This is a genomic window from Williamsia herbipolensis, from assembly GCF_036153515.1.
Taxonomy (GTDB): Bacteria; Actinomycetota; Actinomycetes; order Mycobacteriales; family Mycobacteriaceae; genus Williamsia_A; species Williamsia_A herbipolensis.
This window is the reverse complement of the sequence record NZ_CP108021.1, coordinates 78,026-99,120: the sequence shown is the minus strand read 5'-3', so window position 1 is coordinate 99,120 and position 21,095 is coordinate 78,026. Positions and strand designations below refer to the sequence as shown.

Here is a 21,095-nt window from a genome sequence, read left to right as displayed (position 1 = left end):
CTCTGGGCGGCGATGCGCGCGGGGCGTGGGTGGAGTCGGGTCGGGGTCGGTCAGGCCCGCGAGATCACGTGGTCGACGAATCCGTACTCCTTGGCCGCCTCTGCGGTGAACCACTTGTCACGGTCGGCGTCGGCCTCGATCTTCTCGAGCGGCTGTCCGGTGAACTCGGCGTTGAGGCGGTTCATCTCTTTCTTGGTCAGCGCGAACTGCTCGGCCTGGATGGCGATGTCGGCCGCGGTACCACCGATACCCGCCGACGGCTGGTGCATCATGATCCGCGCGTGCGGCAGGGCGTGACGCTTGCCCTTCGCACCGGCGGCGAGGAGGAACTGGCCCATCGACGCCGCCATGCCCATCGCGTAGGTCGCGACATCGCACTGAGCGAGCTGCATGGTGTCGAAGATCGCCATGCCCGCGGTGACCGACCCGCCGGGCGAGTTGATGTAGAGGTTGATGTCCTTGGTGCTGTCCTCGGCGGCGAGCAGGAGGATCTGAGCGCACAGCCGGTTGGCGATGTCGTCGTCGACCTGGGTGCCCAGGAAGATGATCCGCTCGCGCAGCAGGCGCTCGAAGACCGAGTCGCTCAGGTTCAGGCCGGACATGCCCGAGCTCGCGGTGACACCCGAGCTCATCGCAGGCGTGTGGATCTTCGACTCGGTCACGATTCCTACTTTCGAAAGAGGTCGGGAGAGATCTCGGCGGTCGGCGCACGAGGCGCCGTGCACGAGATCGTTGTGCGGGAGTGCTCTTCGTCGACACTAACGAACAGGGGCGGCCCCGAGTCGTCGGAGCCGCCCCTATTCGCTGACAGCGGAACACATCGGTGGCCGCTGTCGTCGGTGGTCCTAGCTGGTCTCGGGCTCTTTCGCCGAGGCCTCGGCCTGCTCGGTCCCGGCGCCCTCGATCCCGGGGGTGTCGCCCTCGGGGTCGGCGTCCTCGCCTCCACCGAAGAACTCGGCGGTGTCGACGGTGGCGCCAGTGGTGTCGGTGACCGACACCAGACCGATGACGCCCGCGAGCGCCTTGCTGCGACGGACGTCGGCGTAGATCGCGCCCACCTGTCCGGCCTGCTGCAGCTGGGCGATGAAGTCCTGGGGAGCCATGCCGTAGCGCTGCGCCTGGAACATGATCTGCTGGGTCAGCTCGTCCTGCCCGACGACGGTCTCGCGGGCGTCGGCGATCGCGTCGAGCAGCAGCTGCGACCGAACCGACTTCTCGGCACCCTCGCGCGCCTCGGTCTCCCACTCCTCGCGGGTGGTCCCCTGCTGGGCGAGGAACTCGGCGACCTTGTCGTCGTCGTGATCGAAGGCGTGGACGACCTGGTGCATCTGGCTCTCGGCCTCGGCGTCGACGACACCCTGCGGCAGGGGCACCTCGACGGAGTCGAGCAGCTTCTCGAGCACCGCGTCGCGGATCGCGCTCGCCTGCTCCATCTTCTTCGACTGGCCGACGCGCTCGGTGAGGTCCGCGCGCAGCTCGTCGATGGTGTCGAACTCGCTGGCCATCTGGGCGAAGTCGTCGTCGGCCTCGGGCAGCTCGCGCTCCTTGACCGAGTTGACGGTGACGGTCACCTCGGCCTCGGAGCCGCTGTGCTCGCCGGCGACGAGCGTGGTGGTGAAGACCTTGTCCTCACCGGTGCTCATGCCGACCAGCGCCTCGTCGAGACCGTCGATGAGCTGACCCGAACCGACCTCGTGGGACAGGCCGGTGGTGGAGGCCTCCTCGACCTCGGCACCGTCGACGGTGGCGGCGAGATCGATCGAGACGAAGTCGCCGTCCTTCGCGGGCCGCTCGACACCGGTGAGGGTGCCGAAGCGGGCGCGCAGCGCGTCGAACTGCTCGGTGACCGCGGCGTCGTCGACCTCGACGGGCTCGACCTCGACCGACAGCGACGCGAAGTCGGGCAGGGCGATGTCGGGACGGACGTCGACCTCGGCGGTGAAGGTGATCGACTTGCCGTACTCGAGCTCGGAGAGGTCGATGTCGGGCTGACCGATCGGGTTGGTCTCGGTCTCGGCGATGGCCTCGGAGTACTTGCCCGGGAGCGCGTCGTTGACGACCTGCGCGAGCACCGAATCGCGGCCGACCCGTGCCTCGATGAGCTTGGCGGGGGCCTTGCCCGGCCGGAAGCCGGGGATGCGGATCTGCTGGGCCAACGACTTGTAGGCGCGGGCGAAATCCTTCTCGAGCTCCTCGAACGGGACCTCGACATTGAGTTTCACGCGCGTCGGGCTCAGCTGCTCGACAGTGCTCTTCACGAACTTGACTCCTTGTGTGATGACGGTGGTACGGGTCTGGGGTCTCCGGGCCAGGGGTCTGGTCCGGACGCAGACGCGTCGGGGGTTCTCGCCCGGGGATCCATCTGTCGTCGGGATGACAGGATTCGAACCTGCGACCCTCCGCTCCCAAAGCGGATGCGCTACCAAGCTGCGCCACATCCCGGACTCGCCGGTGCCACAGCGGAGAAGAAGGCTCGCAGTCCTCGCAGACACCGAGCGCAAATACTACGTTGCCGCGGTGCGACCTCGGGAATCGCCTCGCGAGGCGGTGGGGCGACCGACATGACACAGGCGCCGACCGCAGTGCGATCGGCGCCTGTGACGTCCGGTGAGCGGGTGACGGGAATCGAACCCGCGTAGCTAGTTTGGAAGACTAGGGCTCTACCATTGAGCTACACCCGCGAGCACACCACGCCGGGTGGGATCGCCACCGGCGTCGCGTGCGGAAGCGACTGTACCGCGTGGGCGTGGCCGATCCGAAATCCCCGACGAGGCGATTGCCGACCATCTCGTGTGACACGCGTCTCCCAGGAGTTCCTCCCGCACGAGCTGTCACGTGTGCCTCACGAGTCGCATGACAACACTCCTGTAACGAATCAGACACGGTCTGGGTTGGGCGCTGTCCTCGGTCCGTGTCACCATGAGTGGGCGCGTGGGGTCTCGCGCCGTACACCCGCATCCGATCGAAGGACAGGTCTCGAACTCGTGCTGACTCCCAAGTCCACCCGCCGTGCCCACACCGTGCGCCGCGTGCTCACCGTGCTCATGGGCGTCGTGATCGCCCTCGTGGCGGTCCCGACCGCGGCGATGGCCGCGCCCGCCGCACCGACACCGACCATCCCGGGCCTGCCGGGTGTGCCCGTGCCGGACTTCCTCAAGCCGCTGCTCCCGGCCCCGCCGGCCCCGAGCACCCCCCAGCCCGCCCCGGTCCCGGCCGAGCCCGCCGAGCCCGCGCCGCCGGCGCCCACCAAGACCGGATGGATCGCACTGGCCGATGACGCCACGCACACCCTGACGATCTGGCATGACGGCAAGGTCACCCGCACCATGCCGATCTCGATGGGGTCGAACGAGCACCCCACCCCGAACGGCACGTACTTCACCAAGGAGAAGTACCGCGACATGTACATGGACTCGTCGACCTACGGCGTGCCCGTGACCGCCCCGGGCGGCTACCGCACCTACGTCGAGTACGCGGTCCGGATGAGCTGGGACGGCATCTTCACCCACGCCGCCCCGTGGTCGGTGGAGCAGCAGGGCAAGACCAACGTCAGCCACGGCTGCATCAACCTCAACACCGAGAATGCCAAGTACATCTACGACAACTTCCCCACCGGTACGCCGATCGTCGTCCGCGGCACCGTGGGTGGTCAGTACGTGCAGGGCAGCTGACCCACCTTCTCCACCGAACGAGGCCCGACCGTGCTCCACGGTCGGGCCTCGTCGCGTCGGTGGGCGTCCAAGGAGGGCGTTCGGCCGGGGACGAGGTCAGTGCGCCCCGAGTTCGTGGCCGTTGCTTTCTCCGGTCACGCGGGAGATCGCGCGCATCTTGTTGACCGCGTCGAGTGCGGCGACCTTGTATCCCTCGGCCAACGTCGGGTAGTTGAACACCGCGTCGACGAGGTAGTCGACCGTTCCGCCGCACCCCATCACCGTCTGGCCGATGTGGACGAGTTCGGCTGCGTTGCTGCCGAACACGTGCACGCCGAGCAGGGTGCGGTCGTGGGCGTGGACGAGCAGCTTCAGCATCCCGTAGGAGTCGCCCATGATCGCACCGCGGGCGAGTTCGCGGTACCGCGCGACACCCACCTCGAACGGGACGGTGTCCTCGGTCAACTCCTCCTCGGTCTTCCCGACATAGCTCACCTCCGGGATCGAGTAGATGCCGATGGGCTGGATCCCCGTGCCGTTGCCGATCGGCTCGCCGAATGCGTGGTACGCGGCCCGCCGCCCCTGCTCCATCGACGTCGCCGCGAGCGCGGGGAAGCCGATGACGTCACCGACGGCGTAGATGTGGTCGACCTCGGTCTGGAAGAACTCGTTGACCTCGAGCCGGCCGCGGTCGTTGCCGGTGAGCCCCGCCTCCTCGACACCGAGTTCGTCGGTCACCCCCTGGCGACCGGCGGAGTACAGCACGCAGCCCGCGGGGATCTTCTTGCCCGACTCGAGGATCGTGAGGGTGCCCTGCGGATGCTTCTCCACCGTCTTCACCGATTCCGAGAATCGGAAGGTCACCCCCCGTTCGCGCAGTTGGTACTGCAATGCCTCGATGATCTCGCGATCGCAGAAGTCGAGCATGTGGGGCCGCTTCTCGACGACGGTGACCTTGGTGCCGAGCGCGGCGAACATGGAGGCGTATTCGATGCCGATCACCCCGGCGCCGACGACGACCATCGACTGGGGAACGTGATCCATGCCCAGGATCTGATCGGAGTCCACGATGGTCGCGCCGTCGAACTCCACCGTCGACGGACGCGCGGGCCGGGTGCCGACGGCGATGACGACGTGATCGGCCGTCACCACCTTGCGCTCTCCGTCGGGACCGTCGACGGCGATCTCGTTCGGACCCGTGAAGCGCGCGTTGCCGATGAGCAACGCCACGCGATTGCGCGTGAGCTGACTCTGGATGACGTCGATCTCCTTGGCCACCACGTGCTGGGTGCGCGCCGAGAGATCGGTGACGGTGATGTCGGACTTCAGACGGTAGGACTGGCCGTAGAGCTCACGCTGACTCAGGCCCGTCAGGTAGAGGACCGCCTCGCGCATGGTCTTCGAGGGCACGGTGCCGGTGTTGATGCAGACCCCGCCCACCATGTCGCGGCGTTCGACCACCGCGGCGCGTTTACCGAGCTTGGCTGCGGCGATCGCCGCCTTCTGGCCCGCCGGGCCCGATCCGATGACGACGAGGTCGTAGTGATCCACAGTTGCACTCCGCTTCGGTGACAGGCGACACGCACAGACCGGCCCAGTGTCACCCAGTTCGGACGCCGCCACATGTCGTGGACGTGAATTCTGACGTCCCGCGTCAGGCGCTGCGCGGCAGCTGCCGGTCGGCGGAGAAGGTGGCCTGCACCTGCATCCACTGCGCCAACACCTCACAGCCACAGAGGTCACCGCGACCGCCCAACGGCTCCGACCCGTAGGCGACGTGGCGGCCGCCACGGCGATTGGTGATGGTGATGCCGTGCCACATGATCACTGCGGGCAGATACGCGGCGATCTCGACCAGCGCCGTCCGGATACGGGTGATGTCACGACGCCACTGCCGTGGGCGGATCGCGGTGCGCGCCGCGTTCTGAAAGGCGTTGGCGCGCAGCGTCTGGCCGATGCGCCGCATCCAGGACGCGACATCCCGCAACGACAGTGCGCTGGTGAGATCGGCGATGTCGCGGATCAGTGAGTCGTCGCTGGCGTTGCAGATCATGTCGTTCGGATCGGCGATCCACATCGTCGCGATGTCCGGCGGCAGTGCGGGACCGGGGCCGGCGATCCCGAATCCCTCGCACCCGGCGACCGCGCCCGGTGGCTGATGCGGGTCGGCGACGAGCCCCACGCCGAGCACCGACGAGAGGTCGCGTCCGTCACGCCGGGCACTCGACAGCGCGTCGCGGATGACCACACATCCCTGCGAATAGCCGATGAGCATGACCGGTCCGTCGACCACCGCCATCGCGGCCTGCAGCCTCGCCGATCCGACGGCGACCGATTCGGCGAAGCTCATCCCGTCGCGATGGGGCACGGGTCCGTAGCTCGACGGGTAGCCCACCCATCGGCACCGGAAACGGTGGTCGAGGTGTGCACCGACCTCGGCGAGCAGACCGGTGAGGTCGGTCCGACGGTCACCGGGCCAGGACTCCCCGGTCCCGCCGACGGCGAGGACGGTCACTGTGGTCATGGGACCGATACTCGACCCCGGACCTGAGAAATCGAGTCCGAGGACTCTGAGGATTGGCTGGCAGTGCGCGCGCCGACGATCAGTCCGGCTGGCAGGAGGGGCACCAGAACAGGTTGCGACCCTCCATCACCTCACCGAGGATCGTGTTACCGCAGATCCGACAGGGTTCGCCGCCACGGCGGTACACATAGCTGCGCGGACGACCGCGCATGCCCGGCGTGCCGTGGTCGTCCTCGGACCGGATGGTGATGATCTTGCCGCGCCGGACCCCGACATCCATCAGTTCGACGGTGTCGTCCCACATCTTCTGCCAGACACGGTGATCGACCGCGGTACCCGGTCGCATCGGGTGGACGTTCGCACGGAACAGCACCTCGGCGCGGTACACGTTGCCGATCCCGGCGATGACCTTCTGGTCCATGAGCATCGCGCCGAGCGGACGACGCGATTTGTGGATCCGTGCGAACGCCTTGTCGGGGTCGGCGTCCTTGCGCAACGGATCGGGACCCAACCGGGCGACCAGGGCGTCGAGGTCCTCGGGGGTGAACATCTCGCACGCGGTGGGGCCGCGCAGGTCGCCGCCGTGGTCGTCGCCCTCGATACGCAGACGGACCTGACCGACCGGTGGCGGCATGGGCGCCTTCACGTCGGAGAACTTGCCGTACAGCCCGAGGTGGATGTGCACCATGTCACCCGAGTCGTAGTGGTGCAGAAGGTGTTTGCCCCACGCCTCGGCCCGGGTGAAGTACTGGCCGTCGAGGCGCTCGGCGACGAAACGCCCCTGTGGACTCGACACCGCGAGCTGTTGGCCGCGATAGCGACGATGGTGCAGGCGAGCGAGCCGGTGGATAGTGTGGCCCTCGGGCATACGACGCTCAGTTCGCGGGCAGGGCGGGAGCCTGTCCCGTTCGCTCGTAGTCGGCGAGGATGTCGATGCGACGCTGGTGGCGCGGTTCCTCCGACCACGGCGTGGCGAGGAACGCGTCGACGATGGCGAGCGCCTCGTCGGTGGAATGCATGCGCCCGCCGATACCGATCAGCTGGGCGTTGTTGTGCTGACGGGCCAACTGCGCGGTCTCCACGCTCCAGGCGAGCGCGCATCGGGCGCCGGGCACCTTGTTGGCCGCGATCTGCTCGCCGTTCCCGCTACCGCCGAGCACGATGCCCAGGCTGCCCTCGTCGGCGACGGTCGCGAGCGCTGCCGCCACACAGAACGCCGGGTAGTCGTCCTGGGCGTCGTAGGTGTGGGCACCGCAGTCGGTCACCTCGTGGCCCGCGGCGGTGAGGTGATCGAGGATCTGGTTCTTGAGTTCGAAGCCGGCGTGATCGGCCCCCAGGTAGACGCGCATGCGCTACAGCATGCCAGGTCATCGGGGGCCGATCACACGGTGGCCGGGGACTCCTCAGTCGAACTGCGGTCCCTCGTCGCGGCTGCGCTTGAGTTCGAAGAAGTGCGGGTAGCTCGCCAGCGCCACGGCGCCGTCCCACACCCGTCCGGCGTCGTCGCCGCGCGGGATGCGCGAGAGCACCGGGCCGAAGAACGCGACGTTGTTGATGTGGATGGTGGGTGTGCCCACGTCGTCGCCGACGGCGTCCATGCCCTCGTGGTGGCTCGTCCGGATCGCGTCGTCGAACTCGCCGGAGTCGGCGGCCTTCGCGAGTTCGGCGGGCAGACCGGCGTCGGCCAGCGATGCGGCGATCGCCTTCTCGAAGTCGTCGACGCCGTTGTTGTGGATCTGTGTGCCCATGGCGGTGTAGAGCGGGTCGAGGACCTCGTGGCCGTGCGCGTCGACGGCCGCCTGCAGCACGCGGACCGGCTTCCACGCCTCCTTCAGCTTCTCGGCGTAGTCGGCCGGGATGTCCTTGCCCTCGTTGAGGACGGCGAGGCTCATGATGTGGAACTCGACATCGATGTCGCGGACCTTCTCGACCTCGAGGATCCAGCGCGAGGTGATCCAGCACCAGGGGCACAACGGATCGAGCCAGAAATCGACGCGGTCGCGTGCGGTGGAGCCGGTGGTGTCGGTCGTCTGCTCAGCGGTGGTGCTCATGAAAACTCCTCACGTCGGGGCGTGCGCATGCCAGTGGACTCTGCCAAACGTCTCGTGAGAGTCAACGGCGAGCGCCGGTCGGCATTCCCGACCCTGCCGTCGCCCCTGCACACCGGGGTGGGAGGAATGATGGGGTAAGTGTGTTGACGACACGACTGGGCTCCCCCGACGTCTTCTCCACCACCGCCCGACCCACACACCACCGACAGGACAATCCTCTGTGAGTGCACCGAATCTGACCCGCGACGACGCGGCCCGGCGATCGTCGACGATCGCCGTCGAGAACTACGTCATCGACCTCGACCTGACCGACGGCGCCGGCAAGCCCGGGACCGAGACCTTCCGCTCGACCTCCACCGTGACCTTCACCGCCGACGCCGATTCCTCGACGTTCATCGACGTCGTCGCGAAGTCCGTGGTGTCGGCGACGCTCAACGGCACCGACATCGACGTCTCCGGCTACACCGAGGAGGACGGGATCACCCTGTCCGGCCTCGCCGCACACAACGAGCTCACCGTGGTCGCCGACTGCCTGTACTCGAACACCGGTGAGGGGCTGCACCGGTTCGTCGACCCCACCGACGACTCGGTCTACCTGTACTCGCAGTTCGAGACCGCCGACGCCAAGCGGATGTTCGCGTGCTTCGACCAGCCCGACCTCAAGGCGACCTACGACATCGCCGTCACCGCACCCACCGACTGGGTGGTGATCTCGAACGCCGCACCGACCGATTCCGAGGGCGCGGTGTCGGAGGGACGCGACGGTCGCCACACCTTCGCGACCACCGAGGTGCTGAGCACCTACCTCGTCGCCCTCATCGCGGGCCCCTACGCCAGTTGGACCGACGAGTACTCCGACGACCACGGCACCATCCCCCTCGGGATCTACTGCCGCGCATCGCTGGCCGAGTTCATGGACCCCGAGCGGCTGTTCACCGAGACCAAGCAGGGTTTCGAGTTCTATCACCGCAATTTCGGCGTCCCCTACGCGTTCGGCAAGTACGACCAGCTGTTCGTGCCCGAGTTCAACGCCGGCGCGATGGAGAACGCCGGCGCCGTCACCTATCTCGAGGACTACGTCTTCCGGTCGAAGGTCACCAAGGCGCTCTACGAGCGTCGCGCCGAGACCGTGCTGCACGAGATGGCGCACATGTGGTTCGGCGACCTGGTCACCATGAAGTGGTGGGATGACCTGTGGCTCAACGAGTCCTTCGCGACGTTCGCGTCGGTCCTGTGCCAGTCGGAGGCCACCGAGTACACGAGCGCCTGGACCACGTTCGCGACGGTCGACAAGTCGTGGGCCTACCGCCAGGACCAGCTGCCCTCGACCCACCCGGTTGCCGCCGACATCCCCGACATCGCCGCGGTGGAGGTCAACTTCGACGGCATCACCTACGCCAAGGGCGCGTCGGTGCTGAAGCAGTTGGTGGCGTACGTGGGCCTCGAGGACTTCCTCGCGGGTCTGCGCGACTACTTCGACGCCCACAAGTTCGGCAACGCCACGTTCTCCGATCTGCTGGGGGCACTCGAGAAGTCGTCCGGCCGCGACCTGTCGGACTGGGGCGACCAGTGGCTCAAGACCACCGGCATCAACGTGCTGCGTGCCGATTTCGACGTCGACGACTCCGGCGCGTTCACCCGCTTCGAACTCGTGCAGGAGGGCGCCGCGCCCGGCGCCGGTGAGTTCCGCACGCACCGCATCGCGGTCGGGATCTACGCCGACGACGACAACGGCAAGCTCGTGCGTGTCCACCGCGCGGAACTCGACGTCGAGGGAGAGCGCACCGAGGTTCCCGACCTCGTGGGGGTGGACCGCGGTGCCCTGATCCTGGTCAACGACGACGACCTGACCTACTGCACCGTGCAGCTCGACGAGGACTCGTTGGCCACCGCGACCGAGCGCATCGCCGACATCACCGAGTCGTTGCCGCGCACGATGGTGTGGTCGGCCGCGTGGGAGATGACCCGTGGCGCCACCATGCGGGCCCGCGACTTCGTCGCACTGGTCGAGCGCGGTATCGGCGCCGAGACCGAGATCGGCGTGGTGCAGCGTGTGCTCATGCAGGCCCAGACCGCCGTCGACCGCTACAGCGATCCGGAGTGGGCGGCGAGCACGGGCTGGCCGCGCTTCACCACGCGACTGCTGGAACTGGCCCGTGCCGCCGAGGCGGGATCGGATCACCAGCTGGCGTTCGTCGGGTCGCTGCTCGCGTCACCGGCCGACGACGACGTCGTCGAGGTGCTGCGTTCGCTGCTCGACGGCGACGACCCGGCCGATCACGGTCTCGCCGGCCTCACCGTCGACACCGATCTGCGGTGGTCGATCGTCACCGCGCTCGCCGCGGCCGGTGCGATCGACACCGATCCCGCATCGACGCCGGTCATCGACGCCGAGGCGCAGGCCGACAACACCGCCGCCGGTGCCCGCAAGGCCGCCGCGGCCCGCTCGGCGCGCCCGCTGGCCGAGGCCAAGGCGCACGCGTGGGAGCAGGCGGTCGAGGACGACTCGCTGTCGAACACGCTGGCCCGCGCGGTGATCGGCGGCTTCGCTCGGCCCGGGCAGGAGGAGCTGCTGGCGCCGTACGTCGAGAAGTACTTCGACGCCGTGCCGAAGGTGTGGAAGCGGCGGTCGAGCGAGGTCGCTCAGAGCGTCGTCGTGGGGCTCTACCCGCAGTGGTCGATCGACGAGCACTCGCTCGAGCTCGCCGATGCCCTGCTCGCAGGGGAACACCCGGCCGCGCTGCGTCGGCTCATCCTCGAGGGTCGCGACACCGTCGCCCGCTCGCTGCGGATCCGCCGCTTCGATCGCGGGGAGGACCCCCGGAGCTGAGATCGCCACACCGAACGACGAACGCCGCGTCCCCGGAAGGGACGCGGCGTTCGTGGTTGCGGCGTGTGCCGAGTCGGCGTCGTGCGGTGCCGGCTCAGGAACGGGCGACGGCGGTGGCCATCACGCGCAGCGCGGCGATGAGCCCGTCGACCATGTCGTTGTTGCGGAACGAGGCGATGGCAGCGGTGACGCCGAGCTGCGCGACGCGGTCGTTGACGCGGTCGGCGACGGCGCTGCCGCTGACGACCACGATGTCGTGGCTGTTGGGCGACACCGCGATCAGCGCGGCGTGCGCGGGCTCCGGGATCTGCGGGAGCACGGCGGTGGCACCGGCGTACGGGTCGGAACCCAGGTCGCCGATGAAGATCGAGAAGCGGACCCGCGCGAGCTCGGTGGCGTGCGACAGGGCCTCGTCGAGGGCCACGAGCTCGTCACGAGCGAACGGCGGTGTCGCCGCGGCCGAGCCCGGCATGCGGGCAGCCGAGATGCGACCGCTGGTGGTGACGACGGCGCCGAGCGGGAGCGCGTCGGGATCGGTCACGACGGGCTTGATCTCACCACTTGCCACTTGCGGACCCTCCGATCAGTTCGTCGGCGCCGAGATCGTGGTGGACGACCGACAGCGGCGCCGCGTCGGTCGCACTGAGCAGCATCGGGTCGCGCGTCCACTCCTGATCGAGCGTGTACGGCTGTGTCTTCTCGTACTTCGCGCCGAAGGCCCACGCCATCGACACGACGCAACCGATCACGAACACGATGCAGATGATCGTGACGGGAACGCCGATCGCGACTATGAGGTCATCCATCCCAACACCCTTCAGCAGTGGAGCTGCGCCCAGAGAAGCCGTACTCCGGGAAAATCTAGCCGAACTCCACCGCCGGGGACCATTCGGGTACGACGAGCTGTAGTCGACCGCGTGGGCATCGGTGCCACCGAGGTCAGGCGGCGCCGACGTCGATGTAGCGCGACCAGGCGGGATCGATCTCCTTGACCGTCGCGAGCAGCCGCCAGTGCCGGCCCTTCGGCGGGGTCAGCGAGGCGCGCAGCGTCCAACCGAGCTCCGACAGGAGCCGGTCGGCCTTCCTGTGGTTGCAGTTCGCGCAGCAGGCCACGCAGTTCTCCCAGTTGTGCGCTCCCCCGCGACTGCGCGGCACCACGTGGTCGATCGTGTTCGCCTTGGCCCCGCAGTAGCCGCATCGGAAACGATCGCGGTGCATCAGCGCCGCGCGCGTCATCGGGATCTTCGCCCGGTACGGCACCCGCACGTAGGTGCGCAGGCGGATGACCGACGGGATCGGCATGGAGAGGTCGGCGGAGTGGATGGCCGGACCCATCTCGTCGGTGTGCACCACGTCGGCGCGTTCACGCAGGACCAGGACCACGGCGCGCCGGATGGAGATCGCGGTGAGGGGTTCGTAGGTCGCGTTGAGCAACAGCACCCGGTGTTTGCCCCAGACCGCGGTGGTGGCGACGCCGTTCTCGTCGATCGGCGCGGTCGTCTCGCCCGCGGACCCAGCACTGCCGTGGAGCCGACCGGCTGCGGATCCGGAATGGTGGCCGGACACGGTGGAGACAAGCGCGGTCACCCGCTCTGACTGCTGCTTCCTCATGCGTGTCATCCGACCTCCGACAGTGGGGACGATCCAGTTCACCACGGAATCGCACCGAACGCACTGCATTACGCGCCCGGCCCGGCCGAGAAGCCTCGCGGGCGTGCATTTCCGCAGCTCAGAGGGGCCATCGACGGGTGAACATCAGGTGTCGGGCAGGGGTGGGCAGCGCCGGGGCGTCGGAGCACATCGGTCGATGAGGGACACTGGGGTCGTGACCGATGGCGCAACGACGTTCTACGACGCGGTCGGGGGCGCGCAGACCTTCGACGACCTCACCCGACGTTTCTACGAAGAGGTGGCGCGCGACGAGATCCTGCGGCCGCTCTACCCCGAGGAGGACCTCGTCCCGGCCGAGCGGCGCCTGCGGATGTTCCTCGAGCAGTACTGGGGCGGCCCACGCACCTATTCCGACGAGCGCGGCCATCCGCGTCTCCGGATGCGCCACCACCCGTTCCGGATCGGCCCCATCGAACGCGACGCCTGGCTGCGCTGCATGCACACCGCGATCGACTCCATCGGCGCCGACCGCCTCGACGACGACCATCGCCGCGCATTGGTGGACTACATGGAGATGGCCGCGGAGTCGATGGTCAACTCCCCGCTGTAGACCTCCGTACGCGTGAGCGCGCCGATCTGCGCCACGCCGGTGTGAGCGCGGCCACGCCCGGGCGCGGCGGGACCGGGGGCGCGACCGCCGGTGAGGCAAGATGACATCCGTGAATGACGAATCGCCGCAAGCCGCCATCGACGACTCCGCACCCGAGTGTGCCGACGGCGTCGCGGCGACGACCGACGCCGCCGAGGACTCCGGCGCCACCGATCTCGCTGCGGGTCAGGACCTTTCCGCTTCGGCGCAACCTGCCGCGGTATCCACCGACGAATTCGACACCCCGGCGTGGTGGACGTCGGCGGTGTTCTATCAGATCTATCCGCGATCGTTCTCCGACAGCGACGGCGACGGCGTCGGGGACCTCCCGGGGGTCATCGACAAGCTCGGCTACCTCGAGCTGCTCGGCGTCGACGCGCTGTGGATCAGCCCGGTGATGCGCTCCCCCATGGCCGATCACGGCTACGACGTGTCCGACCCCCGTGACATCGACCCGCTCTTCGGCGGCATCGGCGCACTCGACGCGTTGGTCACCGAGGCTCACGCGCGCGACATCAAGGTCACCATGGACCTGGTCCCGAACCACACGAGCGATCAGCACCGGTGGTTCGTCGAGGCGCTCGCCGCCGAACCCGGCAGCGCAGCCCGCGAGCGATACATCTTCCGCGACGGTCTCGGCGAGGACGGCGGCGAGCCGCCGAACAACTGGCCCAGCATCTTCGGCGGCCCGGCCTGGACGCGCGTCACCGAGCCCGACGGCACGCCCGGACAGTGGTACCTCCACATCTTCGCCCCCGAGCAACCCGATCTGAACTGGGAGAACGACGAGGTCTTCGAGGATCTCGCCACCACCCTGCGGTTCTGGCTCGACCGGGGCGTCGACGGATTCCGCATCGACGTCGCCCATGGCATGGCCAAGCCGCCGGGACTCCCCGACATGCCCGAGGAACTGCAGACCGGCCTGCTCATCAACGACGACGACGATCCGCGGTTCAACAACCCCGGGGTGCACGCCATCCACCGTCGGATCCGCGAGGTGATGGACGAGTACCCCGACGCGGTCACCGTCGGGGAGATCTGGGTGCGCGACAACGCGCGCTTCGCCGAGTACATCCGGCCCGACGAACTGCACCTCGGCTTCAACTTCCGGTTGGCCGAGGCCGACTTCGACGCCGAGTCGATCCGTGAGGCCATCGAGAACTCGCTCGCCGCGGTCGACTCGGTGCGCGGCAATCCCACGTGGACGCTGTCGAATCACGACGTCGAGCGAGAGGTCACGCGCTACGCCGCCGACACCACCGAGGCCGTCGGTCTCGACCGGGCGCGGGCGATGGTCATGGTCGAGCTCGCGTTGCCGGGAACGGTGTTCCTGTACAACGGATCCGAACTCGGTCTGCCGAACATCGACCTTCCCGAGGAGGCGTTGCAGGACCCGGTGTGGGAGCGCTCGGGCCACACCAACCGCGGCCGCGACGGCTGCCGCATCCCGGTGCCGTGGCTCGGCGACACCCCGCCGTACGGGTTCAGCACCACCGAGGACACCTGGCTGCCCATGCCGAAGGACTGGGACGTCCTGACCGCCGAGCACCAACTCGAGGACGTCGACTCCACGCTGTCGCTGTACCGACTGGCCATCGAGCTGCGCAAGACGCGTCCGGAGTTCGCGGGCGAGGAGATCGAGTGGTACGGCGCACCACCGCAGTGCCTCGCGTTCCGTCGCGCCGTCGGCCGCCTCGTGTGCGTGCTCAACGCCGGCGACACCCCGGTCGGACTCCCCGCGGGTGAGGTACTGCTCACGAGTGCCCCGCTCGACGAGGGTCGCCTGGCCCCGAACGCCGCGGCCTGGCTGGTCTGACCGCTCAGGTCGCGGTCAGCGCAATCGGGACCGTACGCCGGAAGTAGACCGAACCGAACCGCGCGTCGATGCGTGCCCAGGCACCGGTCGTGCGTACACGCACCGGTTCGTCGGCGTCGATCGCGGAGATCGGTGACGTCTCGGTGACCATTCGTCCGTCGGCGTCGGTGACGAAACCCATTGCGGTGATGGCGAACACCGCCCGCATCGTCACCGCCACCGCCGTGCCGGTCCACTCCGACGACGCGTCCGGGGTCACCTCCAGAACGCTCTGGTCGAGCAGCGAGGCAGGCGGTCCCTGCGGACCGCCCTGGGTGCGGGCGACCTCGGCACCCTCCCGCGATAGTCCGACGATGGTCCGTGCGGGCACGTCGTCGACGTGTACGAACCCGTGTTCGGGTGGCAGGGCTCCCGATTGCCAGGCGCTGTCGACGGAGAACCCGGCATCGATCTCCCGAGCGGTCGAGTCGTCCGACGGGACACGCAGGGCGCCGTGGAGCACGGCGCTGTCGTGGACGACGTCGGGTGCGTCGATCGCGACCCGCACCACGCGGGTCGCCAACACGTCGAAGGGGGTGTGGACCCACACCCCGACACCACCGTCGCCGCGACGGCGCAGACGGATCGCCGAGGCCGGATCGAGGCGGTGCGCCCGAGAGACGAACGCGTACAGGTCATACCGGTCCATCAGCTCGTCCACGACGATCACGCCGGACCTCGCGATCGGGTCGCCATCATCGCGCGGGACGCGCCGCACGGCGGCCGTCGGCGCGCAGGAAACTGCGCAGGTAGTCCTTCTCCTCGGTGGTCATCCGCCGCGGCATCTGCGTGTCGACGTCGAACGACACCAGCTGGGTCGAGGCGACGACCGCGGGCTTGGACTGCGGGTCGGCGTGTGCCGGACGCACCTCGTAGCCGACCGTGAAGTCGACGGCCCGCACCCTCGTGGTGAACATGGTGACCTCGATCGGCGATTGTTCGTGTCGCAACTGGCCCTGGTAGCGGACGTTCAGGTCCGCCACGAGGCAACCGGTGCGCAGGCCGGCGGTGGGTCGCTCGTCGTAGAACAACCACGGGATCCGCGCCTCCTCCAGGAGCGTCACCATCCGTGCATGGTTGATGTGGGCGAAGACGTCCATGTCCGACCAGCGGACGGGCACGGTCACCAGGAAGCCGGCGTCGACCCGTCGGCCGTCGTCGCCCCCGAGCGACTCGTCGCGATGCATCTCGATGTCCATGTCAGCGGATCACGCTACGCAGTTGCCGGGCCGCGACCGAGAGGGTGGCGAGATCCCAGTGTCCGGACGCCTCGATCTCCTCGAGGGTCGCCCGCGCACGTGCCAGCCGCGAGGCGTTGTGCAGCTCCCATTCCGCGATCTTCTCCTGCGGGGTCTCCTCGGGTTCCCCGACGGAGAGCACCTCGAGGGTGACCGCACGCACCACCGCGAACAGGTCGTCGCGCAGCGCCAGCCGCGCGAGTGACTGCCACCGGTCGCCGCTGTCGAGCGCGGAGACCGCACTGAGCAGTTGCTCCACGTGCAGGTACTCCAGCAGCGTCCCGTAGAGCTCGCCCACCTCGTCGACGTCGCGGTCGGCGATCTCGGCGGCGTCGACGATGTCGAGCAGGCAGAAGCGGTGCAGGCTCGCCGCCACGTCCTGCGCGATGTCGGCCGGGACACCAGCCTGCGTCCAACCCCGGGCCCGGTCGGCGATCTCGGCGCGTGTGGTCTCGCCGAGCCAGTCGGGCAGCCGTGCGTCGAGGTCGGCGACGCGTCCGGAGTACCGGGCGATCTCCGCGGCGATGGCCAGCGGTTGTGGCCGGGTGGCGACCAACCACCGCGACGCCCGGAACAGCAGGCGGCGCAGGTAGACGAGCATCTCGTCGACGGCGACGATCTCGCCCTCGGAGGCGACGATGCGTCCCCGCAACCGTGACAGCCCGAAAGTCTCCGACACCACGACGAACGCGCGGGCGACATCGGTCGGCGAGGCGCCGGCGCTCTCCCCCAGCGCGAACACGTGCTCCACGCCTGCGGTGTCGACGAGATCGTTGACCAGGGTCGTGGTCACGATCTGCCGCCGCAGCGGGTGCGCGGCGATGCCGGCGCCGTACGGGCCGCGCAGCGGCTCCGGGAAGTAGTCGACGAGCCGGTCGTCGAACACGTCGTTGTCGGGGAGGTCCCCGGCGAGCAGATCGTCTTTGAGAGCGAGTTTCACGTGCGCCATGAGCGTGGCCAGCTCGGGTGAGGTCAGCCCCGTACGGCGTCCCTCACGGGCGACGAGGTCCTCGGGATGCGGCAGCGCTTCGAGGGCGAGATCGACACCGTGGTCGGCGGCGAGATGTCCCAGCAGACGGGCGTGCACGTCGCGTGTCTGATCCGCCCACGCACGCGCGGTGCCCAGTTCGGAGTTCTGGGAGATGTTGTCCCACAGCACGAGCCGGCCGACCTCGTCCGTCATCGATTCGAGCAGCCGGTTGCGGTCGTCGGGCGCGAGTGCGCCGGCGGCGACCTGTGAGTCGAGCAGGATCTTGATGTTGACCTCGTGATCGGAGCAGTCGACCCCGGCCGAGTTGTCCATCGCGTCGGTGTTGATCCGACCGCCGGCCATGTCGAACTCGATGCGGCCGTGCTCGGTGACACCGAGGTTGCCGCCCTCGCCGATCACCTTCGCCCGCACCGACTTCCCGTCGACGCGGATCGCGTCGTTGGCCTTGTCGCCCACGTCGGCGTTGCTCTCGGCCGAGGACTTCACGTAGGTGCCGATGCCGCCGTTCCACAACAGGTCGACCGGCGCCAGCAGGATCGCGCGCATGAGTTCCGGCGGCGAGAGGTGTTCGACACCGGCCTTGAGGCCGAGTGCGGCACGCGTCGAGGGGTCGATGGGGATGGTCTTGGACTCCCTCGACCAGACGCCACCCCCGGCGGAGATGAGCGAGGTGTCGTAGTCGGCCCAGGACGACCGCGGGAGGTCGAAGAGTCGACGACGCTCGACGAACGAGGTCGCCGTGTCGGGATCGGGGTCGATGAAGATGTGCCGGTGATCGAATGCGGCGACGAGGCGGATGTGTTCCGACAGCAGCATGCCGTTACCGAACACGTCGCCGCTCATGTCGCCGACACCGACGGCCGTGAAGTCGTCGACCGCGACGTCGGTGCCGATCTCGCGGAAGTGACGCTTCACCGACTCCCACGCACCGCGTGCGGTGATACCCATCGCCTTGTGGTCGTAGCCCACCGAGCCACCGGAGGCGAAGGCGTCGCCGAGCCAGAAGCCGTAGTCGGCGGCAACCGAATTCGCGATGTCGGAGAACGTCGCCGTCCCCTTGTCGGCGGCGACCACGAGGTAGGTGTCGTCGCCGTCGCGCCGCACGACGCCCTGCGCGGGAACCACCGTGGCGGTGGTGGATCCGTCACCGACGTCGAGGTTGTCGGTGAGATCGAGCAGCGCGGCGATGAACTCGCGGTAGCACGCGACGCCGGCGGCACGGGTCGCGTCGCGGTCGGCGGCCGGGTCGCCGGTGGGTGTCGGCGGCTGCCGCACCACGAAACCACCTTTGGCCCCGACGGGCACGATGACGGCGTTCTTGACGGCCTGGGCCTTCACGAGACCGAGGATCTCGGTGCGGAAGTCCTCTCGGCGGTCCGACCATCGCAGACCGCCGCGTGCGACCGATCCGAACCGCAGGTGGACGCCCTCGACCCGCGGTGAGTAGACGAAGATCTCGTGCAGCGGACGCGGCTGCGGGGTCTGCGGTATCTCCTGCGGACGCAGCTTGAACGCCAACGCCGCACCGGCGTCCGGCGAGTAGAAGTTGGTCCGCGAGGTCGCCTTCACCACCGACGAGAACGCGGAGATGATCCGGTCGGCGTCGAGGCTGAGGACGTCGGCGGCCAGCTCGTCGAGCCGTGTGATCGCGTGCACCCGCGCGTCGCTGTCGGTGATCTCCGGATCGACACGCTCGGGATCGAACGACGACTCGAAGAGTTCGACGAGGGCGGCGGTGATGGCCGGGTGATCACCGAGCACCGCCGTCACATGCCGTGCGCCGGAGGAGAATCCACACTGCCGGAGGTATCGCGAGTATGCGCGCAGCATGACGACCTCGCGCCACCCCAACCCGCATCGGATGACCAGCTCGTTGAACGGGTCGACATCGGCGACACCGGTCCACAACTGACTGAACGCCGACGTGAACCGTTCGGTGAGGTCGTCGATGGAATCCGGCGCCACGTCGACGCCGACCGCGGGCACGATGGTGAACTCGTAGATCCAGCAACCGATCCCGTCCGGCCGGGTGACGGCGAACGGATGCTCGTCGAGGACCTCGACGCCGAGGCTCTGCAGCATCGGGAGGATGGCGGTCAACGAGGCGGAGCGGCCACAGAGGTACAGCCCGAAGGTCCATCGGTCATCGGAGCCGCCGGTGTGGGCGCGCAAACGCACGTGGTGGTCGCCGTCGGCGAGACCGGCCAACACCGTCACGTCCGACAGCGCCGCCTGCGGATCGCGCTCGTTCTTGTAGGCCTGGGGAATCGCCGCGGCGTAGGCACCCACGAGGTCGGCGTCGATGGCCCCGCCGGCGATGGCCCGCAGGTCGTCGTCCCAGCTGCGTGCGGCCGCGGTGATCTCGGCCTGGATCTCTGCGCGGCGCGGGTCTGCGGCGTCGGCCCCGGCAAGCATCGCGCACGTCGACGGATCCACCCGCATGATGACGTGGACGAACGCCAACGGCGAATCACTGATCCGCGCGGTGTACTCGAGCGATCGGCCCCCGAGACGCTCCACGAGCAGTGTCTGCATCTGCTCTCGCAGGCGTGTGGTGTAGCGGTCGCGGGGCAGATAGATCCGTGCGGTGACGATCTCGGCGTCGGCGTCGACGCGCAGGTAGACGCGGACCTCTCGGCTGGCGATGGCGTCGAGGACGTCGATGAGGGTGCGGCCCAGCTCGCCCGGGTCGGAGCCGAACAGTTCCGCGCGCGACTGGTTCTGCAGCAGCTCGAGCAGCGTCGCTCCGGCGTAGGAGTCGCCGCCGACGCCCGCCTGCTCGAGGACCACTCCCGCCACATCACGCAGGACCGGGACCGCGAGCACATCGGTGTGCAGGGCCGCGGAGGTGAAGATGCCGATGACGAGGTGGACCCGTCGATCGTCGCCGGGTTCCACGACGCGGATGGCGGTCGGGTACTCGGTGCGGATGACACCTGTCGGCAGGTGGATCCGGCCGATCGAGACCTCGGTGGTCGGTAGACGGCCGGGGTCCGGGGGGCGCGGCACCGACGACTGGGTGAACACCCCACGCGGGTCGGACCACTCGGTGTCACCGACCTTCGCCTGCAGCGATCCCAGGATCAGGAAGTGGTCGTCGGACAGCCACGTGAGGAGATCGGCCTGTGCAACCGTCCCGGCGTCGCGGACCGCGCCACCCAGTGCCGCGAGGGTGTCGCCGATCGCACGCGCATCGGCGTGGACGGCGACGATGCGGTCGAGGACCTCGGTGAGCCGCTCGCGGACCGCGGCCGGGTCGACACCCGCGTGGGTCGCCGACACCTGCAGCCCGATCCACGACTCGTGCACGACCGCGCTCCCGGCATCGGACGCACCGACGGGATCGACGGCGATCAGGGTGCCGTCGGCGTCGCGCGCCACCGCGAGGATCGGGTGGTCGACCCGACGCACCGCGAGGCCCGCGCGTTCGACGGCGACAACCGCGGCCTCGACGAGCAACGGCTGGTCGTCGACGACGGCGTACACCGAGGCGATCGATCCCTCGGACTCGACGACGTCGACGAGGGTCTGCCCCGGTCGCCGGACCCGCGCGAGCGCGAGGTGATCGGCGACATGGGCGAGGTCCATCCCGTCGGTCACGGCGTCGTCGGCGAGCGGCTCACCGGGTCGTGAGTGGTAGCCGCGTGCGACCGCGGCCGGGGTGATCGTCGACGATGCCGTGCTCATCGGGGCACG

General features: G+C 68.8%; 17 protein-coding genes and 2 tRNA genes. 4 read left to right on the top strand and 15 right to left on the bottom strand.

Features of this window, described 5'->3' with window-relative positions:
* Nucleotides 1-50 precede the first annotated feature (50 nt).
* The 4 genes from OG579_RS00420 to OG579_RS00405 all read right to left on the bottom strand — a co-directional run bounded on the left by OG579_RS00420 (nucleotide 51) and on the right by OG579_RS00405 (nucleotide 2,681).
* The gene (locus OG579_RS00420; RefSeq protein ID WP_045822382.1) at nucleotides 51-662 is read right to left on the bottom strand and encodes an ATP-dependent Clp protease proteolytic subunit; all 612 of its coding nucleotides are present in this window, start codon (nucleotides 660-662) and stop codon (nucleotides 51-53) included.
* Nucleotides 663-845: 183 nt separating this feature from the next.
* The gene (gene tig / locus OG579_RS00415) at nucleotides 846-2,258 is read right to left on the bottom strand and encodes a trigger factor (RefSeq protein WP_328857698.1); all 1,413 of its coding nucleotides are present in this window, start codon (nucleotides 2,256-2,258) and stop codon (nucleotides 846-848) included.
* 110 nt (nucleotides 2,259-2,368) lie between these two features.
* A tRNA-Pro gene (locus OG579_RS00410) sits at nucleotides 2,369-2,442 on the bottom strand.
* A 168-nt stretch (nucleotides 2,443-2,610) separates the two neighbouring features.
* A tRNA-Gly gene (locus OG579_RS00405) sits at nucleotides 2,611-2,681 on the bottom strand.
* A gap of 303 nt (nucleotides 2,682-2,984) precedes the next feature.
* Between OG579_RS00405 and OG579_RS00400 the strand changes: the two genes are divergently transcribed.
* Nucleotides 2,985-3,671 (top strand): L,D-transpeptidase, encoded by a 687-nt coding sequence (locus tag OG579_RS00400; protein ID WP_408068717.1) that lies wholly within the window; start codon nucleotides 2,985-2,987, stop codon nucleotides 3,669-3,671.
* Between the two features lie 96 nt (nucleotides 3,672-3,767).
* Here OG579_RS00400 and sthA read toward each other — a convergent pair whose 3' ends face one another.
* From sthA to OG579_RS00375, 5 genes are all read right to left on the bottom strand, one after another.
* Nucleotides 3,768-5,201 (bottom strand): Si-specific NAD(P)(+) transhydrogenase, encoded by a 1,434-nt coding sequence (gene sthA, locus OG579_RS00395; protein WP_328857697.1) that lies wholly within the window; start codon nucleotides 5,199-5,201, stop codon nucleotides 3,768-3,770.
* A 103-nt stretch (nucleotides 5,202-5,304) separates the two neighbouring features.
* Entirely contained in the window at nucleotides 5,305-6,174 is an 870-nt protein-coding gene (locus tag OG579_RS00390) for a PE-PPE domain-containing protein (protein WP_328857696.1), read from the bottom strand.
* Between the two features lie 79 nt (nucleotides 6,175-6,253).
* A complete protein-coding gene (locus OG579_RS00385) occupies nucleotides 6,254-7,042 on the bottom strand; it encodes an Fpg/Nei family DNA glycosylase (RefSeq protein ID WP_328857695.1) in 789 nt (262 codons plus the stop codon).
* A 7-nt stretch (nucleotides 7,043-7,049) separates the two neighbouring features.
* Complete coding sequence (locus OG579_RS00380; RefSeq protein WP_045822356.1) at nucleotides 7,050-7,523, bottom strand: ribose-5-phosphate isomerase; 474 nt, start codon at nucleotides 7,521-7,523, stop codon at nucleotides 7,050-7,052.
* 54 nt (nucleotides 7,524-7,577) lie between these two features.
* Nucleotides 7,578-8,225 (bottom strand): mycothiol-dependent nitroreductase Rv2466c family protein, encoded by a 648-nt coding sequence (locus OG579_RS00375; protein WP_328857694.1) that lies wholly within the window; start codon nucleotides 8,223-8,225, stop codon nucleotides 7,578-7,580.
* Nucleotides 8,226-8,445: 220 nt separating this feature from the next.
* On the opposite strand from OG579_RS00375, the gene pepN reads away from it, so the two are divergent.
* Complete coding sequence (gene pepN, locus OG579_RS00370; protein WP_328857693.1) at nucleotides 8,446-11,055, top strand: aminopeptidase N; 2,610 nt, start codon at nucleotides 8,446-8,448, stop codon at nucleotides 11,053-11,055.
* A 94-nt stretch (nucleotides 11,056-11,149) separates the two neighbouring features.
* On the opposite strand, the gene OG579_RS00365 is transcribed toward pepN, so the two are convergent.
* The 3 genes from OG579_RS00365 to OG579_RS00355 all read right to left on the bottom strand — a co-directional run bounded on the left by OG579_RS00365 (nucleotide 11,150) and on the right by OG579_RS00355 (nucleotide 12,675).
* Nucleotides 11,150-11,623, bottom strand: a complete 474-nt coding sequence (locus OG579_RS00365) for a DUF5130 family protein (RefSeq protein WP_045822353.1) — start codon at nucleotides 11,621-11,623, stop codon at nucleotides 11,150-11,152.
* Nucleotides 11,610-11,861 (bottom strand): aa3-type cytochrome oxidase subunit CtaJ, encoded by a 252-nt coding sequence (ctaJ, locus tag OG579_RS00360; protein ID WP_045822352.1) that lies wholly within the window; start codon nucleotides 11,859-11,861, stop codon nucleotides 11,610-11,612. Before ctaJ ends, OG579_RS00365 begins: the two co-directional genes overlap by 14 nt.
* A gap of 133 nt (nucleotides 11,862-11,994) precedes the next feature.
* Nucleotides 11,995-12,675, bottom strand: coding sequence for an HNH endonuclease (locus tag OG579_RS00355; RefSeq protein ID WP_082080018.1), 681 nt, complete (start codon nucleotides 12,673-12,675; stop codon nucleotides 11,995-11,997).
* Between the two features lie 187 nt (nucleotides 12,676-12,862).
* Between OG579_RS00355 and OG579_RS00350 the strand changes: the two genes are divergently transcribed.
* Both OG579_RS00350 and OG579_RS00345 read left to right on the top strand, forming a co-directional pair.
* On the top strand, nucleotides 12,863-13,276 hold the full coding sequence (locus tag OG579_RS00350) for a globin (protein ID WP_408068716.1): 414 nt from the start codon (nucleotides 12,863-12,865) through the stop codon (nucleotides 13,274-13,276).
* A 100-nt stretch (nucleotides 13,277-13,376) separates the two neighbouring features.
* Nucleotides 13,377-15,131 (top strand): glycoside hydrolase family 13 protein, encoded by a 1,755-nt coding sequence (locus OG579_RS00345; RefSeq protein WP_328857691.1) that lies wholly within the window; start codon nucleotides 13,377-13,379, stop codon nucleotides 15,129-15,131.
* A gap of 4 nt (nucleotides 15,132-15,135) precedes the next feature.
* Here OG579_RS00345 and OG579_RS00340 read toward each other — a convergent pair whose 3' ends face one another.
* From OG579_RS00340 to OG579_RS00330, 3 genes are read right to left on the bottom strand one after another with little or no spacing between them, the layout of a single operon-like run.
* Nucleotides 15,136-15,819, bottom strand: a complete 684-nt coding sequence (locus OG579_RS00340) for a hypothetical protein (RefSeq protein ID WP_328859100.1) — start codon at nucleotides 15,817-15,819, stop codon at nucleotides 15,136-15,138.
* Nucleotides 15,820-15,865: 46 nt separating this feature from the next.
* Nucleotides 15,866-16,357, bottom strand: coding sequence for an acyl-CoA thioesterase (locus tag OG579_RS00335; RefSeq protein WP_045822376.1), 492 nt, complete (start codon nucleotides 16,355-16,357; stop codon nucleotides 15,866-15,868).
* Between the two features lie 13 nt (nucleotides 16,358-16,370).
* Nucleotides 16,371-21,086: an NAD-glutamate dehydrogenase gene (locus tag OG579_RS00330; protein WP_328857690.1), complete on the bottom strand. Its 4,716-nt coding sequence runs from the start codon at nucleotides 21,084-21,086 to the stop codon at nucleotides 16,371-16,373.
* Between the last annotated feature and the right edge of the window lie 9 nt (nucleotides 21,087-21,095).